This is a genomic window from Halomonas sp. LBP4, assembly GCF_003202205.1.
Taxonomy (GTDB): domain Bacteria; phylum Pseudomonadota; class Gammaproteobacteria; order Pseudomonadales; family Halomonadaceae; genus Halomonas; species Halomonas flagellata.
The window spans coordinates 580,968-597,794 of sequence record NZ_PDOG01000003.1 but is presented as its reverse complement, the minus strand read 5'-3'; the positions used below and the strand labels follow the sequence as shown (position 1 = coordinate 597,794).

General features: G+C 68.3%; 12 protein-coding genes. 4 read left to right on the top strand and 8 right to left on the bottom strand.

Going from position 1 to position 16,827, the window contains the following annotated elements:
• Positions 1-1,884: a glycerophosphodiester phosphodiesterase family protein gene (locus CR157_RS13150; RefSeq protein WP_110283962.1), complete on the top strand. Its 1,884-nt coding sequence runs from the start codon at positions 1-3 to the stop codon at positions 1,882-1,884.
• Here the strand turns inward: CR157_RS13150 and CR157_RS13145 are convergent.
• On the bottom strand, positions 1,881-3,722 hold the full coding sequence (locus CR157_RS13145; protein WP_373681018.1) for a gamma-glutamyltransferase family protein: 1,842 nt from the start codon (positions 3,720-3,722) through the stop codon (positions 1,881-1,883). The two genes, CR157_RS13150 and CR157_RS13145, sit on opposite strands and share 4 nt — an antisense overlap.
• A 153-nt stretch (positions 3,723-3,875) precedes the next feature.
• Positions 3,876-6,248 (bottom strand): phosphoenolpyruvate synthase, encoded by a 2,373-nt coding sequence (gene ppsA, locus CR157_RS13140; RefSeq protein WP_110283961.1) that lies wholly within the window; start codon positions 6,246-6,248, stop codon positions 3,876-3,878.
• Between the two features lie 274 nt (positions 6,249-6,522).
• Here ppsA and ppsR point away from each other — a divergent pair, with 274 nt between their 5' ends.
• Positions 6,523-7,356 (top strand): posphoenolpyruvate synthetase regulatory kinase/phosphorylase PpsR, encoded by an 834-nt coding sequence (ppsR, locus tag CR157_RS13135; RefSeq protein ID WP_110283960.1) that lies wholly within the window; start codon positions 6,523-6,525, stop codon positions 7,354-7,356.
• An 82-nt stretch (positions 7,357-7,438) separates the two neighbouring features.
• Here ppsR and CR157_RS13130 read toward each other — a convergent pair whose 3' ends face one another.
• The 5 genes from CR157_RS13130 to CR157_RS13110 all read right to left on the bottom strand — a co-directional run bounded on the left by CR157_RS13130 (position 7,439) and on the right by CR157_RS13110 (position 13,686).
• A complete protein-coding gene (locus CR157_RS13130; RefSeq protein WP_110283959.1) occupies positions 7,439-8,656 on the bottom strand; it encodes a CaiB/BaiF CoA transferase family protein in 1,218 nt (405 codons plus the stop codon).
• Positions 8,657-8,802: 146 nt separating this feature from the next.
• A complete protein-coding gene (locus CR157_RS13125) occupies positions 8,803-9,984 on the bottom strand; it encodes an acyl-CoA dehydrogenase (protein WP_110283958.1) in 1,182 nt (393 codons plus the stop codon).
• Between the two features lie 339 nt (positions 9,985-10,323).
• Positions 10,324-11,229 carry a 3-hydroxyisobutyrate dehydrogenase gene (gene mmsB / locus CR157_RS13120; RefSeq protein ID WP_110283957.1) on the bottom strand — a complete coding sequence of 302 codons (906 nt, stop codon included), beginning with the start codon at positions 11,227-11,229 and terminating at the stop codon, positions 10,324-10,326.
• Between the two features lie 116 nt (positions 11,230-11,345).
• Entirely contained in the window at positions 11,346-12,500 is a 1,155-nt protein-coding gene (locus CR157_RS13115) for an enoyl-CoA hydratase/isomerase family protein (RefSeq protein WP_110283956.1), read from the bottom strand.
• Between the two features lie 19 nt (positions 12,501-12,519).
• Positions 12,520-13,686 carry an acyl-CoA dehydrogenase family protein gene (locus CR157_RS13110; protein WP_110283955.1) on the bottom strand — a complete coding sequence of 389 codons (1,167 nt, stop codon included), beginning with the start codon at positions 13,684-13,686 and terminating at the stop codon, positions 12,520-12,522.
• Between the two features lie 211 nt (positions 13,687-13,897).
• On the opposite strand from CR157_RS13110, the gene CR157_RS13105 reads away from it, so the two are divergent.
• Both CR157_RS13105 and CR157_RS13100 read left to right on the top strand, forming a co-directional pair.
• On the top strand, positions 13,898-14,350 hold the full coding sequence (locus CR157_RS13105; protein ID WP_110283954.1) for a MerR family transcriptional regulator: 453 nt from the start codon (positions 13,898-13,900) through the stop codon (positions 14,348-14,350).
• 48 nt (positions 14,351-14,398) lie between these two features.
• Positions 14,399-16,189: an AMP-binding protein gene (locus CR157_RS13100; RefSeq protein ID WP_110283953.1), complete on the top strand. Its 1,791-nt coding sequence runs from the start codon at positions 14,399-14,401 to the stop codon at positions 16,187-16,189.
• A gap of 54 nt (positions 16,190-16,243) precedes the next feature.
• Here the strand turns inward: CR157_RS13100 and CR157_RS13095 are convergent, their stop codons facing one another.
• Positions 16,244-16,822, bottom strand: coding sequence for a hypoxanthine-guanine phosphoribosyltransferase (locus tag CR157_RS13095; protein ID WP_110283952.1), 579 nt, complete (start codon positions 16,820-16,822; stop codon positions 16,244-16,246).
• Between the last annotated feature and the right edge of the window lie 5 nt (positions 16,823-16,827).

Below are 16,827 nucleotides of genomic sequence, written 5' to 3'. Positions count from 1 at the left end.
ATGCTGGCCCTTCCGCAACTGAGTCACGCGGTGCTGCGCAGCCTGCGCGAGCATCTGCGTCCTCTGGTGGCCTACCACCTCTTCTTCACCCTGCTGGCCTCGAGCCTGGTGCTGCCCGCGGTGGCCTGGACCCTGACGCGCCTGCTGGGCCAGTTCGGCCGGCCGGTGCTGACCAACGCCGAGCTGGTCGACATCCTGATGAGCACCGGCGGCATGCTCTGGCTGCTGGCGGCCATCGGCCTGACCTTCCTGGTGCTCTACCTGCAGCAGGCCGGGATGATCCTGGTGGCGATCCGCCCGCGGGACAACCACTACTGGCTCGCCTTCGAGTCGCTCTGGGCGACCCTGCACCGCCTGCCCGCACTGGCGGGCCTGGTGGTGGTCCAGGTCGGCACCCACCTGCTGCTGCTGATCCCGGTGGCCTTCGCCGTGGCCTGGCTCTACGGCGCCTTCCTCGGCGGCCTGGACCCCTACTACGTGCAGCGCGTTCGCCCGCCGGCGATGTGGCAGTTCCTCGCCGTGGCCAGCCCGCTGCTGGTGATCTGGGTGGCGCTGGCCGCGACCCTCTACTTCCGCTGGATCCTCGCCCTGCCGCTGGTCGTCATCGAGAACCTCTCGCCGCTGAAGGCCCTGACCCGCAGCCACCACCTGACCCGCAGCCGCCGCCACCACATCGCCGTGGCGGTGATCGCCCTGCTGGTGGTGATCATCGCCCTGCCGTTCCTGGCCACCAGCCTGTTCGACCGGGTCTTCACGCCGATGCTGTGGTGGCTGCCGGAGCGCAACGCGGTGCTCATCCCGGCCATGTTCGGCTATCTCACCGCCTATGTGCTGCTGACGCTCGCCATCACCTTCGTCGGCATCGCCGCCAACGCCCTGCTCGGTGCCTGCCTCTACCTGCGCCTGGCCCATCGCGAGCCGCGCCCCGCCCCACCGCCGGCGGACGCCCACCCGGGCCGACTGGCCTGGGGGGTGGAGCTCGGCGTGATCGCCTTTGCCCTCTTCCAGGCCTGGTTGATCGTCAACAGCTTCGAGCTTCGCGACCGGGTGACCAACATCGCCCATCGCGGCAGTTCCCTGGTCGCACCCGAGAACACCCTGGCCGCGGTGAAACGCGCCGTGGCAGATGGCGCCGACTACGTGGAGATCGACGTGCGCCTCACCGCCGACGAGCAGGTGGTGCTCTACCACGACCGCAGCCTCACCCGGCTGACCGGCGACCCCCGGGACCTGCGCGAGCTGGGCCGCGAGGAACTGGCCGCCTTCGACGTGGGCAGTTGGTTCGGGGATGCCTTCGTCGGCGAGCGGATCCCCGGCCTCGACGAGGCGCTGGCGGCGGTACGCGGCCGCAGCCGCCTGATGATCGACATGAAGCCCGACCCGGGTCGCGAGGTGGCCCTGGTCGAGGCGGTGATCGAGGCCCTGCACCGGGAAGCCGAGGCACGTGCCGCCTGCCTGGGCGCCACCCTCAACGCCCTCGAGGCCGCGGCCTGCGGCGATCCGGACGTGTTCGGCGAGACGCGCCTGGCCACCATGTCGCCATCGCTGTTGCCGGAGATCAAGGCGCGGGAACCCGCCCTCAAGACCACCCTGCTGGCCCAGCTGATCCTGCCCGGCACCCTGGATCGCCGCAGCTTCGATGCCCTGGGGTTGCGCCACAACCGCATCACCGAGAACGAGATCCGCCTCGCCCAGGTCTACGGCTACGAGTTGCACGCCTGGACCATCAACAACCGGACGCGGATGTCGCAGCTGATCGACCTGGGGGTCGATGCCATCATCACCGACCGCCCCGAGCTGCTCGCCGAGCTGATCGACGACCGCCGGGACCTCAGCGACGGCGCCCTGCTGCTGGTCAAGTTGCGCAACTGGCTGAGGACCTAATCGCCCATCACCACCCCTTCGCGGCGCGGGTCGGCGCCGCCGAAGAAGCCCGCCTCGGTGCGCTGGATCGCCTGCAGGCCGCTCACCAGCTCGCGCTCGCTGGCGTCATGGCCGCGGGCGTTGAGCGCCTCCAGGGTCGCGGCCGGGTAGCGCCCCGCCTCCAGGAACACCGGCCCGCCCAGGGTGATGGCGTGGGGCAGGTCGAGCGCCTGCTGGGCGTCGAGCCCCCAGTCGAGCATGGCCACCAGCGCCTTGGCGGTGTAGTGGATGATCGCCGCGCCGCCCGGGGAGCCCAGGCTCGCCACCAGCTCGCCGCCGTCACGCTCGAAGACCAGGGTGGGGCTCATGCTCGAGCGCGGCCGCTTGCGTGGCTCGACGCGGTTGGCGATGGGGCTGCCCCTCTCGTCCTCGGGGGTGAAGGAGAAGTCGGTGAGCTCGTTGTTGAGCAGGTAGCCACCGGGCAGGCCGGTGCCGCCGTCGGCCATGATCCGCGAGCCGAAGGCCGACTCGATGGTGGTGGTCATGGCGATGGCGTTGCCCTCCTCGTCGATGATGCTGATATGGCTGGTGCCGTACTCGGGCTGGTCGGGCTGTACCGCCCAGGCGGTGGCCAGCTTCCCGGGGTTGCCGGGCGTGGCCCCGTCGCTGCCCAGGCTCTCGTCGCCGACCAGGTCGGCGCGCAGGGCCAGGTAGTCGGGGTCGAGCATGCTCGACCAGCCGCCGCCGGGGGGGTCGACGAACGCCGGGTCGGCGATGTACTTGCCGCGGTCGGCGAAGGCCAGCCGGGACGCCTCGAGGAACTGGTGCAACCAGGCCTCGCCGGGCAGGCCGTCCACCAGCGGCTCCTCCACGGCCGGCAGGTGCTCGAGGATGCCGAGAATCTGCATCACGGTCAGGTGGCCGGAAGATGGCGGCGGGAAGCCGCACACGCTGTAGGCCTGCCAGTCGGTACACAGCGGGTCGCGCGCCTTGGCCGCATAGCTCGCCAGGTCCTCGAGACTCAGGCGGCCGGGGCGCTCGTGGTGTTCCTGCACCCGGAACACCAGGTCCTCGGCGATGGGGCCGGTATGCAGCGCTTTGCTGCCGTTCTCGGCGATCTCGCCCAGGATGGCCGCCAGCGCCGGGTTCTTGAGTTCGTGGCCCACCGCCAGGGGCGCGCCGTCGTCATCGTAGTAGAAGCCACCGGCGAGCGGGTCGTCGCGCAGCCGCTCCTCCCCCGCCAGGCTGGAGTGCAGCCGCGGGCTGACCGGGAAGCCCTGCTCGGCCAGGGCGATGGCCGGGGCGAAGAGCTCGGCCCAGGGCAGCTTGCCGTGCTCCTTGTGGGCCATCTCCAGCATGCGCACCGTGCCGGGCACCCCCACCGAGAGGCCGCTGGCGGCGGCATCCATGAACGCCAGCGGCTCGCCCTCCTCGTCCAGGAAGAGGCTTTCGTCCACCTCGCCCGGGGCCGTCTCGCGACCGTCGAAGGCCGTGACCTCCTCGCCGTCGAAGTGCATCAGGAAGGCCCCGCCGCCGATGCCGCTCGACTGCGGCTCCACCAGGGTCAGCACCATCTGCACGGCGATGGCCGCATCGATGGCGCTGCCCCCCGCCTTGAGCACCTGATAGCCGGCGTCGGTGGCCAGCGGGTTGGCCGCCGCCACCGCGAAGCGCTCGGTGGCCCAGCCCGGCTTCTCCTCGAAGCCGGAGCTGACTTCCGGCGCGATGGCCGGAATGTCGTACGCGAAGGCCTCCTCGGTCTCGACCTCGGCCGGGGCCGACAGCGGCAGGCCGATCATCAGCGCCGCGGTGACCGGCACCAGCACGCAACGGCGGAAGGGCATGGCGGGGGTCGTCATGGGCAACTCTCCTTGTAGTCGTTGGCGGAACGGAGAGTAACAGCATAGGCGATAACGCATACGAGACGCCCGGCTGACTCGCGTCGGCCGGGCGTGGTCCTGCATCGGGGTCAGACCCCTAAGTCAATTTTGGGGTCTGACCCCACAGGGGGCTTAGCCGAGGGTCTCGCCGGCGAGCATGAACCAGGTCTCGAGGACGGCGTCGGGGTTGAGCGAGACCGAGTCGATGCCCTGCTCCATCAGCCACTTGGCGAGGTCCGGGTGGTCCGACGGGCCCTGGCCACAGATGCCGACGTACTTGCCCTGGGCCTTGCAGGCCTGGATCGCCATGGCCAGCAGCTTCTTGACCGCCGGGTTCCGCTCGTCGAAGAGGTGGGCGACGATGCCGGAGTCGCGGTCGAGGCCGAGGGTGAGCTGGGTCAGGTCGTTGGAGCCGATGGAGAAGCCGTCGAAGTGCTCGAGGAACTCGTCGGCGAGCAGGGCGTTGGCCGGCAGCTCGCACATCATGATCACCTTGAGCCCGTTGTCGCCGCGGGCCAGGCCGTTGGCGGCGAGCAGCTCGACCACCTCGCGGGCCTCGTCGGTGGTGCGCACGAAGGGCACCATGATCTGGATGTTGTCCAGGCCCATCTCCTCGCGCACGCGCTTGAGCGCCCGGCACTCCAGCTCGAAGCAGGGACGGAAGGAGTCGGAGATGTAGCGCGCGGCGCCGCGGAAGCCGAGCATCGGGTTCTCTTCGCCGGGCTCGTAGAGCTTGCCGCCGATCAGGTTCTCGTACTCGTTGGACTTGAAGTCCGACAGCCGCACGATGACCGGCTGGGGGTGGAAGGCGGCGGCCAGGGTGGCGATGCCTTCGACCAGCTTGTCGACGTAGAAGCCGACCGGATCGGTGTAGCCGGCGGTGCGCAGGTCGATGGTCTGCTGCAGGTCGGCCGGCAGGGTGTCGTACTCGAGCAGCGCCTTGGGGTGCACGCCGATCATGCGGTTGATGATGAACTCGAGGCGTGCCAGGCCGACGCCGGCATTGGGCAGGCCGGCGAAACCGAAGGCGCGGTCCGGGTTGCCCACGTTCATCATGATCTTGAACGGGATCTCGGGCATGGCGTCGACGCTGGTCACCCGGCGGTCGAACTCGAGCAGCCCCTCGTAGACGTGGCCGGCATCGCCCTCGGCGCAGGAGACGGTGACGTCGCGGCCCTCGGGGAGCAGCTCGGTGGCCTCGCCGCAGCCGACCACCGCGGGAATGCCCAGCTCGCGGGCGATGATCGCCGCGTGGCAGGTACGGCCGCCGCGGTTGGTGACGATCGCCGAGGCCCGCTTCATGATCGGCTCCCAGTCGGGGTCGGTCATGTCGGTGACCAGGACGTCGCCCGGCTTGACCTTGTCCATGTCGTCCGGCGAGAAGACGATCTTCACCGCCCCGCTGCCGATGCGCTGGCCGATGGCGCGGCCGGCCACCAGGGTGCGGCCCTTCTCCTTGAGCTGGAAGCGCTCGAGCTTGCCGCCCTCCTGCTGGGAGACCACGGTCTCGGGACGGGCCTGGACGATGTAGAGCTGGCCGTCGTCGCCGTCCAGCGCCCACTCGATGTCCATGGGGCGACCGTAGTGCTGCTCGATGGTCACCGCCTGGCGGGCCAGGGCCATCACCTGGTCGTCGTTGACACAGAAGCGTCCGCGCTCCTTGAGCGGGACATCCACGGTGGCCACCGACTTGCCGGCACTGGCATCGTCGGTGTAGACCATCTTGATCAGCTTGGAGCCCAGGTTGCGGCGCAGCACGGCGGGGCGGCCGGCGGCCAGCGTCGGCTTGTGCACGTAGAACTCGTCGGGGTTGACCGCCCCCTGCACCACGGTCTCGCCCAGCCCCCAGGAGGCGGTGACGAAGACCGCATCGCGGTAGCCGGACTCTGTGTCCAGGGTGAACATCACGCCGGAGGCGCCGGTCTCGGAGCGCACCATCTTCTGGATGCCGGCGGAGAGCGCCACGTTCTCGTGGGCGTAGCCGCGGTGCACGCGGTAGGAGATGGCGCGGTCGTTGAACAGCGAGGCGAACACCTCGTGCACCGCGCGCTTGATGTTGTCGAAGCCCTCGATGTTGAGGAAGGTCTCCTGCTGGCCGGCGAAGGAGGCGTCCGGCAGGTCCTCGGCGGTGGCCGAGCTGCGCACCGCGGCCTTTAGGTTGGGGTGCTGGGTGACGAGCTTGTCGTAGGCCGTGCGCAGGTGCTCCTCGAAGAGCGGCGGCAGCGGGGTGTCGATCACCCACTGGCGGATCTCGGCGCCGACGCGGGCCAGCTCGCCCACGTCGTCGACGTCGAGCCGGGCCAGCGCCTGGTTGATCCGGTCGTTGAGCCCTTCGTGGGAGAGGAATTCCCGGTAGGCGTGGGCCGTGGTGGCGAACCCGCCGGGCACGGTGACACCGGCACCGGAGAGGTTCGAGATCATCTCGCCGAGGGAGGCGTTCTTGCCACCGACCCGCTCGACGTCGTCCATGCCCAACTGATCGAACCACAGAATGTAATCGTCCACGTGACCTCCGAGTATATATCGACGATAGGTGCTTCATGCCGGATGACGGTGCCGGTCGCTTGGGCATGAAGGGATGGTCGCGACTCTAACAGCGGCCAACCATATTCGCCATTGGTCTAACATCGAAGTCACTGGAGGATTTTTACAACAATCGGCCGATTCGCCGGTTTTCTGTAGTGGCAAGGGCCGGGAGCACAAAGGTCCCGCCGCTTGTCCGCGGCCTGGCCAGCATCGACAATGGGCCCCATCTCCCGCCCGAGCGACTGGACCGACCATGACCCGTACCGCCTTCTTCATCTCCGACGGCACCGGCATCACCGCCGAGAGCCTGGGCCGCAGCCTGCTGGCCCAGTTCGAGAACGTCGAGATCCGCATGATCACCAAGCCCTACATCGACTCGGTCGACAAGGCCCGCGCCCTGGCGGAGGTGATCGAGGCCACGGCCGTTCACGACGGGGAACAGCCGATCATCATCGATACCATCGTCGACGAGAAGATCCGCGAGGTGATCCGCGGCGCCATCGGCTTCAAGATCGACATCTTCTCGACCTTCCTCGCGCCCCTGGAGCAGGAACTGGAGACCCACTCCAGCTACACCGTGGGCCGCACCCACTCCATCGGCAAGGATGAGGTCTACATGGACCGCATCCACTCGGTGCACTTCGCGTTGGACAATGACGACGGTGCCCACACCCACCAGTACGGCAAGGCCGACGTGATCCTGATCGGCGTCTCGCGCTGCGGCAAGACGCCGACCTCGCTCTACCTGGCGTTGCAGTTCGGCATCCGCGCGGCCAACTACCCGCTCACCGAGGACGACCTCGACGAGGACGGCAGTCTCAGGTTGCCCCGGGCCCTGGCGGCCCATCGCCACAAGCTGTTCGGGCTGACCATCGACGCCCGCCGCCTGGCGGCGATCCGCCACGAGCGCCGCCCCAACAGCCGCTACAGCTCCATGGACCAGTGCGTGCAGGAGGTCGGCCAGGCCGAGGGGCTCTACCGCCAGAAGCACATCCCCTTCATCGATACCACCCGCTTCTCGGTGGAGGAGATCTCCACCCGGATGATCGCCGAGATGGGGCTCACAAGGCGCTTCTCGCCGCGCTGAAGCCCCCTGAGGGGTCAGACCCCTAAGCCCCCTGAGGGGTCAGACCCCTAAGCCCCCTTTGGGGTCTGACCCCAAGGTTTTCTTAGCGCACCACCCCTGTCCGTCTCAGCCGGGCGATGTCGTCCGCGGTGAGGCCCATCTCGGCCAGGATGGCGTCGCTGTCCTGGCCGAGCCGCGGCGGGGCGACCTCGCTGGTGGCGGGCTCGCCGTCGAAGCGCAGCGGGTTGGCGACCTGGGGCACCTCGAGCTCGCCCCGCGACAGGGTACGCCGCATGCCGCGGTGGCGTACCTGGGGGTCGTCGAACACCTCGCTGAGGGTGTTGATGGGGCCGGCGGGAATGCCGCGGGCCTCGCACTCGGCGAGCCAGTCGTCGCGCCCGCGGGTGAGCATGATCTTCGCGATCAGCGGCACCAGCACCTCGCGGTTGCCGACCCGGGCGGCGTTGGTGGCGTAGGCCGGGTCCTCGGCCCATTCGGGGTGGCCGAGCAGGCTGGCGAAGCGGGCGAACTGGGTGTCGTTGCCCACGGTGACCACCAGGTGGCCGTCGGCGCAGGCGAAGGCCTGGTAGGGCACGATATTGGGGTGGGCGTTGCCGTGGCGCTCGGGCGAGACGCCGCTGACCAGGGCGTTGAGGGCCTGGTTGGCGAGGGTGGCCACCTGGACGTCGAGCAACGCCACGTCGATATGGCGGCCGACGCCGGTGCGCCCGCGCTCGTGCAGCGCCGCCAGCACGCCCACCGCGGCGTAGAGCCCGGTCATGACGTCGGTGATCGCCACGCCGGTCTTCATCGGCATGCCGTCGGGCTCGCCGGAGAGGCTCATCAGCCCGCCCATGGCCTGGATCATGAAGTCGTAGCCGGCGCGATGGGCGTAGGGGCCGTCCTGGCCGAAACCGGTGATCGAGCAGCCGATCAGCCGCGGGTTGAGGGCGTGCAGGCTGGCATAGTCGAGCCCGTACCTGGCCAGGCCGCCGACCTTGAAGTTCTCCAGCAGGATGTCGGCGCCCTTCGCCAGTTCGCGGACCAGCCGCTGCCCCTCTTCCGTGGCGATGTCCACGGCCAGCGAACGCTTGCCGCGGTTGGCGCACAGGAAGTAGGCCGCCACCCGCTCGGCGTCGCCGCCCCGCTCGAGGTCTTCCGCCAGCCAGGGCGGGCCCCAGCCGCGGGTGTCGTCGCCGCGCCCGGGATGCTCGATCTTGATCACCCGGGCGCCCAGGTCGGCGAGCAGCTGGCCGGCCCAGGGCCCGGCCAGCACCCGCGAGAGATCCAGCACCACCACGCCCGACAGGGGTCCGCTCATGAAATGCTCCATTGAGGTATTACAAACGTCACGAGCGACGGCCAGGCAAGGCGAAATCAGCCGAAAAAGCGGAGTTTACGTGGTTGTAAATGAGCATTTTAAGGCTGATTTCAACGCCGCATGGCCTAGCGCAGTAGTTTGTAGCGTCAATTGGCGAAGGCCTGGATGCCGGTCTGGGCCCGCCCCAGGATCAGGGCGTGCACGTCGTGGGTGCCCTCGTAGGTGTTCACGGCTTCCAGGTTCATCATGTGGCGGATCACGTGGTACTCGTCACTGATGCCGTTGCCGCCGTGCATGTCGCGAGCCACGCGGGCGATGTCCAGCGCCTTGCCGCAGTTGTTGCGCTTGATCAGCGAGATCGCCTCGGGCACCAGCTGGCCGTCGTCGATCATCCGGCCGACTCGCAGGGCCGCCTGCAGCCCCAGGGTAATCTCGGTCTGCATGTCGGCGAGCTTCTTCTGGATCAGCTGGTTGGCGGCCAACGGGCGACCGAACTGCTTGCGATCCAGGGTGTACTGGCGGGCCGCGTGCCAGCACGCCTCGGCGGCGCCCATGCTGCCCCAGGCGATGCCGTAACGCGCCCGGTTGAGGCAGGAGAACGGACCCTTGAGGCCCTGCACGCCGGGCAGGCGCTGCGCGTCGGCGACCTCGACGTCCTGGATGGCGATCTGGCCGGTGATCGAGGCGCGCAGGCTGAACTTGCCCTCGATCTTGGGCGCGGACAGCCCCTCCATGCCCTTCTCGAGGATGAAGCCGCGGATGACGCCCTCGTCGTCGCGGGCCCAGACCACGAAGACGTCGGCGATGGGCGAGTTGGTGATCCAGGTCTTGGTGCCGTTGAGGCGCCAGCCGTTCTCGGTGCGGGTGGCGCGAGTGCTCATGCCGCCCGGGTCGGAGCCGTGGTCCGGCTCGGTGAGGCCGAAGCAGCCCACCCACTCGCCGGTCGCCAGCTTGGGCAGGTACTTCTCGCGCTGGGCGTCGCTGCCGAAGGCGTGGATCGGGTACATCACCAGGCTCGACTGGACGCTCATGGCGCTGCGGTAGCCGGAGTCGACGCGCTCCACCTCGCGGGCGATCAGGCCGTAGCTGACGTAGTTCAGGCCGGCACAGCCGTAGCCGTCGAGGGTGGCGCCGAGCAGCCCCAGCTCGCCCATCTCGTTCATGATCTCGCGGTCGAAGTGCTCGTGGCGGTTGGCCTCGAGCACGCGCGGCAGCAGCTTCTCCTGGCAGTAGTCGTAAGCGGTCCGCTGGACCATGCGCTCGTCTTCGCTGAGCTGGTCGACCAGGCGGAGGGGGTCTTCCCAGGTGACGGGGGTGATCTGGCTCATGACGGGGTTCCTCGACGGGTGGCGATAATTTCTACATTTTCATTAAATGTAGAGTATACACACGCCCCTGCCAACCCCCTGCCGCGATCTTTTGCCCGCTTCGGTTCAGGCGCCGAGGATGCCTCCCTGGGGGCCAGAGCCCGAGGGATCCCCAGGAATCCTGCTGAAAAATCAGATTGTTGAGGGTGTCTTGGCGGTAGGTTGCCAGCGTTGGGAGGGCCCTATGGGGTCAGCCCCCGACGGCGGCGAATCCGCTCGTCACGTGCACCATGACAGGCTTGGCAACTCGGCCGGGGTCAGACCCCTAAGGGGATTTTGGGGTCTGACCCCAAGGCGGGGTTAGGGTTTATCCTCGCCGGCGCGGTACAGCTTCTGGATGCTGGAGAAGTCCAGCCTGCCGTTGCCCTGGGCGCTGTGCAGGGCGAAGAGGTTGCGCGCCTGGGAGCCCATGGGCACGGTCGATTTCGAGCCCAGCGCCAGTTCCCAGGCCAGGCCGAGGTCCTTGGCCATCAGGTCGGTGAGGAAGCCGCCCTGGTAGTCGCGGGAGGCCGCCGAGCCCTCCATCACCCCGGGCCAGGGGTTGTAGACGTTGAGCGCCCAGTTGCCGCCGCTGCTCTGCTTCATGATCTCGGAGAGCACCGCGGGGTCCATGCCGTTCTTGACGCCCAGCGCCAGGGCCTCGGCCGTCCCCGACATCAGGATGCCGAGCAGCATGTTGTTGCAGATCTTGGCCACCTGCCCCGCGCCGATCTCGCCGGCATGGAAGATGTTCTTGCCCATGCCCTCGAGCACCGGTTTCGCTTGCGCGTATCCCTCCTCCGATCCACCGACGATAAAGGTCAGGGTGCCGGCCTTGGCGCCGCCCACCCCACCGGAGACCGGGGCGTCGAGATAGGTCAGGCCACGCTCGGCGGCGGCGGTCCCGACGAGGCGGGCGTCCTCGGGCGAGATGGTCGAGGCCTCGATGATCAGCGGCTTGTGGTCGAGGGCGTCGAGCAGGCCGCCCTCGCCGTCACGGCCCAGGTAGAGCCCGCGCACATGGGCACCGGCCGGCAGCATGGAGATGACCACTTCGGCACCGCGGGTGGCGGCCGCGGCGCTCTCGGCGCGTGTCGCGCCCTCGGCTTCCAGGGCCTGGATGGCGCTCTCGACCAGATCGAAGACACGGACCTGGTGGCCGGCCTTGATCAGGTTGGTGGCCATGGGCGCGCCCATGTTGCCGAGGCCGATAAAGGCGATGTTCATGGTTGGCTCCTGATGATTGTTAAGTTGTATTTGGGGTCAGACCCCAAAGTGGGGTTAAGGGTCTGACCCCGAAGCGGGGTTACCTTCGTTATGAAGTGTAGGGGTACGGCCGCGCGTCAGCCGAGGCGATGTCCCGTGCCGAGATCGCGCAGCGGATGCGACGCGTCGGACCACAGCGGCGCCATCAGCGCCAGGATGTCCTCTTCGGGGACGCTGGCCGCGTCCGCATGCTGCCAGCGGGGGGTCTTGTCCTTGTCGATCAGCAGGGCGCGCACGCCCTCGACCAGCTCGCCCCGGCGGCAGCACTGCACCGAGAGGCTGAGCTCGTCGCGGAAGGCGTCGGCCAGGCTGGTGTGGGCGTGACGCTCGAGCATGCGCCACACCAGCTGGGCGCTCATCGGGCAGCCGGCCTCGAGTCGCGCCCGATTGGCGGCCAGCCAGGCGTCGTCGGTCTCGTCGCGCAGGATGCGCCTGACGGCGGTGGCGGCATCCACATGCCCGACCAGCGACTGGATATGATCGAGATGCGGCCATACCTGGCCGGCGGGAACCCGGCTGCGATCCTCCATGTCGTTGAGCACCGCCTGGACGCCGGCGCGCAGGTCCCGGGGGGTGCGCTGGCCGTAGTCGGCCTCCTCCAGGGCGCTAAGCAGCGCCTCGCGGCGCTCGCGGGGGACGAAGCGGTCGGCCAGGCCCAGGTCGAGGGCGTCGCGGGCGTTGAGCGGGGCACCGGTGAGCCCCAGGTAGGCCCCCACGCCGCGCGGCATCCGCCCCAGGAACCAGCTGGCACCGATGTCGGGATAGAGGCCGATGGTGATCTCGGGCATGGCGATGCGGGTGGTTTCGGTGACCAGCCGCTGGAAGCCGCCCGCCATCAGGCCGAGCCCGCCGCCCATGACGATGCCGTCGCCCCACACCAGCAGCGGCTTGGGGTAGGTATGGATGCGGTAGTCGAGGTGGTACTCGGCGCTGAAGTAGGTCTCGGCGAAGACGCTGTCGCGACCGGCGCCGCGATTCTCGCCCTCCTCGGTCAGCGAGCGGTAGAGCGCGACGACGTCGCCGCCGGCGCAGAAGGCCTTGTCGCCGGCCCCCTCGAGCCACACCGCCACCACGCTGCGATCCACCGCCCAGGCCTCGAGCTTGGCCTCGAGCTGGCGGATCATCTCCAGCGACAGGGCGTTGAGGGACTTCGCGGCGTTGAGGGTGGCGACCCCGATGCGCCCGCCGTCACGGGTCGGCAGCTCGTCGAAGATCACTGCAAGGTCCGACATCAGTAGGTTCTCCTGTTGGCTATTGAAGCGACTCGACCACCCCGTCGGCGAGCAGCCGGCGGGCGACGATCACGCGCATGATCTCGTTGGTTCCCTCGAGGATCTGGTGCACCCGAGTGTCACGCACCATGCGTTCCAGGGGAAACTCCTTGAGGTAACCGTAGCCACCGTGGAGCTGCAGGGCCTCGTTGCAGACGGTGAACCCCATGTCGGTGGCGAAGCGCTTGGCCATGGCACAGTGGGCGGTGGCCTCGGGGTCGCCCTGGTCGAGTCGCCAGGCCGCCTGGCGCACCATCAACCGCGCCGCAACGAGCTCGGTGGCCATGTCGGCGAGCTTGAACTGCAGCGCCTGGAAGCTCGAGAGCTCGCGGCCGAACTGCTTGCGCTCGCCGAGGTAATTGCGGGACAGGGTCAGCGCCTGCTGGGCCGCGCCCAGGGAGCAGCTGGCGATGTTGAGGCGGCCACCGTCGAGCCCCTTCATGGCGAGCTTGAAGCCCTCGCCCTCCGCGCCCAGGCGGTTGCCCACCGGGACCCGCACCGCATCGAAGCTGACCAGGCGGGTCGGCTGGCTCTTCCAGCCCATCTTCTCCTCGTTCTTGCCGTAGCCGATGCCCTCGGCATCGGCCGGCACCAGGATCGCCGAGATGCCCCCCGCCCCGCTGTCGGGGTCGCCGGTGCGCGCCATCACCACCAGCACGTCGTTGGCGCCGGCGCCGGAGATGAACATCTTCGAGCCGCTGATCACGTAGTCGTCGCCCTCGCGGACCGCCCGGGTCCTGAGGCTGGCGGCGTCGGAGCCCGCACCCGGCTCGGTGAGGCAGTAGCACCCCAGGCATTCGCCACTGACCAGGCGATCGACCCACTGCTCGCGCAAGGCCTCGCTGCCCCAGCTGGCGACCATCCAGGCGACCATGTTGTGGATGGTAAGATAGGCCGTGGTCGAGATGCAGCCCTGGGCGAGTTGCTCGAAGATCAGCGAGGCATCCAGGCGCGAGAGCCCCAGGCCACCGCGCTCTTCGGGAATGTAGATGCCGAGGAACCCGGCCTCCCCGGCCCGGCGAATGACGTCGACCGGAAAGTGTGAGGTGGCGTCCCACTCGGCGGCATGATCGGCCAGCTCGGCCCTGGCGAAGTCGGCGGCCGCCTGGCTCAGCGCCTTCTGATCGTCGGTCAGGGAAAAGTCCATGGAAGTACCCTCGTCTCGGCATAGTGTGGATTGGCGTGCATTGTCGTTGTCGCGTGCAGGCCCAGCGACCAACCTAGCACTTGCTAGGTTTATCACACATCGGCCCATGGTCGACAAGCACTTTACGTTAACGTAAAGCTCGGCTAGTGTTGCGGGTACGTGGCGGCGGTTGCGCCCCTGCCTGCCAATATAAAGTATAAGGAAGACGCTCATGAGCAAGCGCACATCGGCCCCCCAGGAGCCGGCCAACGGCGGCCTGTCCCGACAGCGTCGCACCTATACGATCGGCGAACTGGCCCGGATGTTCGAGGTGACGCCGCGGACCATCCGCTTCTACGAACAGGAGGGCCTGCTGGCGCCGGAACGCCGTGGCCAGGCCCGCATCTACCACGAGAAGGATCGGGTACGCCTCAAGCTGACGCTGCGCGGCAAGCGGTTGGGGTTCTCGCTGGCCGAGATCCGCGAGGTGGTGGAGATGTACGACGCCATGCCCGACGGCAATGCGCGCCAGCTCAAGCGCCTGCTCGAGATCCTCGCCGACAAGCGGGCCAACCTGGAGCGCCAGCTCGAGGACATCCGCCTGATGCATCGCGAGCTCGACGATGTGGAGAGCCGCGCCCGCGAAGTCCTGGCCAGCCTGGAGACGGAGTCGACCGGCCGCTGACGCTCCTGCGCCACCACGCCCTATTGCAACAACAAGAGACGGGAAAAGATGACACGCCAACACACTCCGATCAGCTATGTCAGTGGCATCAGCGACACGCCCCTGAAGGGCCAGACCATCGGCGACTGCTTCGACGACACCGTTGCCCGCTTCCCCGACCGCGACGCCCTGCTCAGCCTGCACCAGGGGCTGCGCTACACCTGGGCCGAGTTGCAGCAGGCGGTGGATCGGGCGGCCCGCGCCCTGCTGGCGGTGGGTGTCGGGGCAGGCGACCGGGTCGGCATCTGGTCACCCAACTGCGCCGAATGGACCATCACCCAGTTCGCCACCGCCAAGATCGGCGCCATCCTGGTCAACATCAATCCCAGCTACCGCACCCACGAGCTCGAGTATGCGCTCAAGCACTCCGGCGCCTCGACCCTGATCCTGCAGGGCGCCTTCAAGGGCTCCGACTATGTGGCCACGCTGGCCGAGCTGGCCCCGGAGCTCCATGAAGAGAAGGCTCCGGAGCTCCATGAAGAGCTGGCCCCGGAGCTCCATGAAGAGAAGGCTCCGGAGCTCCATGATGAGAAGGCTCCGGAGCTCCATGATGAGAAGGCCCCGGCCCCCCTTTCCTGTGCCAGGCTGCCCGAGCTGAAGCGGGTGGTCTGCCTCGACGCCGAGCTCGCGCTGCCCGGCATGCTCAGCTGGCAGGGGCTGCTGGCCCACGCCGACGAGGTCTCCGCCGAGCAGCTGGCCGAGCGCCAGGCGACCCTGCAGTTCGACGACCCGATCAATATCCAGTACACCTCAGGCACCACCGGCGCCCCCAAGGGGGCGACGCTATCCCACCACAACATCCTCAACAACGGCTTCTTCGTCGCCCGCACCATGGGCTTCAGCGAGCGGGACCGGCTGGTGATCCCGGTACCGCTCTACCACTGCTTCGGCATGGTGATGGGCAACCTCGGCTGCATGACCCACGGCGCCGCCATGATCTATCCCGGTGACGGCTTCGACCCGGAAGCGACCCTGCGTGCCGTGGCCGAGGAGCAGGCCACCGCGCTCTATGGCGTGCCGACGATGTTCATCGCCGAGCTCGAACACCCGGACTTCGAGCGCTACGACCTCTCCACCCTGCGCACCGGCGTCATGGCCGGCTCGATCTGCCCCATCGAGGTGATGCGCAAGGTGATCGAGCGCATGCACATGCAGGACGTCACCATCTGCTACGGCATGACCGAGACCAGCCCGGTGAGCTTCCAGACCCAGACCGACGCGCCGCTGGAGAAGCGCGTGACCACGGTGGGCACCATCCATCCCCACCTGGAGGTCAAGCTGGTCAGCCCCGAGACCGGCGCCGTGGTGCCCCGCGGCGAGACCGGCGAGCTGTGCACCCGCGGCTACAGCGTGATGCTCGGCTACTGGGAGAACGAGGAGGCCACCGCCAGGTCCATCGACGGCGCCGGCTGGATGCACACCGGCGACCTGGCGACCATGGACGAGGAGGGCTACGTGGCCATCGTCGGCCGCATCAAGGACATGATCATCCGCGGCGGCGAGAACATCTACCCGCGCGAGATCGAGGACTTCCTCTATACCCACCCGGCCATCTCCGACGTCCAGGTGATCGGCGTGCCCGACGAGAAGTACGGCGAGGAGGTGATGGCCTGGGTCAAGCTGAGCGAAGGCGAGTCCCTCACCGCCGACGAGCTCAAGGAGTTCTGCAAGGGCAAGATCGCCCACTACAAGGTCCCGCGCTACGTGAAGTTCGTCGACGAGTTCCCGATGACCGTCACCGGCAAGATCCAGAAGTTCAAGATGCGCGAGGAAGCCACCCACGAGCTGGGGCTAGGCTGACGTTATGGGGTCGACCGACCCTGGCGGCTACCGCCCCGTGCCCTGCTCCTCCGCCTACAATCCCTTCGGCGCGAAGATCCCCGGGGCGTTGCGCCAGTAGCCCTTGTAGTCCATGCCGAAGCCGAAGACGTAGCGGTCGACCACCTCCAGGCTGCAGTAGTCGGCCTTGAGTCCGGGCACCGCCTTGCGCGCGTGCTGCTTGTCGACCAGCACCGCGGTGGCGATGCTCGCCGCCCCGGCCTCTCGACAATAGGCGAGGATGGCGGCGAGTGTGGCGCCCTCGTCGAGGATGTCGTCGACGATCACCACATGGCGGCCGGCCATGGGAATCTCCGGCGAGACGCGCCAGAACAGCTCGCCGCCACGCAGGCCGCCGCGGTAGCGGGTGGCGTGCAGGTAGTCGACCTCGAGCGGGAAGCCGAGCCGGGTCAACAGGTGGCCGGTGGTGATCAGGCCGCCGTTCATCACGCAGTAGAAGACCGGCAGCTTGTCGCCGAGGTCACGGGTGATCTCGTCGGCCATGCGGTCCAGGGCGCGCTCGACCTCGGCCTGGGTGATCAGGCAGTCGGCGTTGTCCATGACGTCGCGCATGTCGGAGAGCGACTGGTGAAAATCGGCGTCGAGTTTGGGCATCGGCT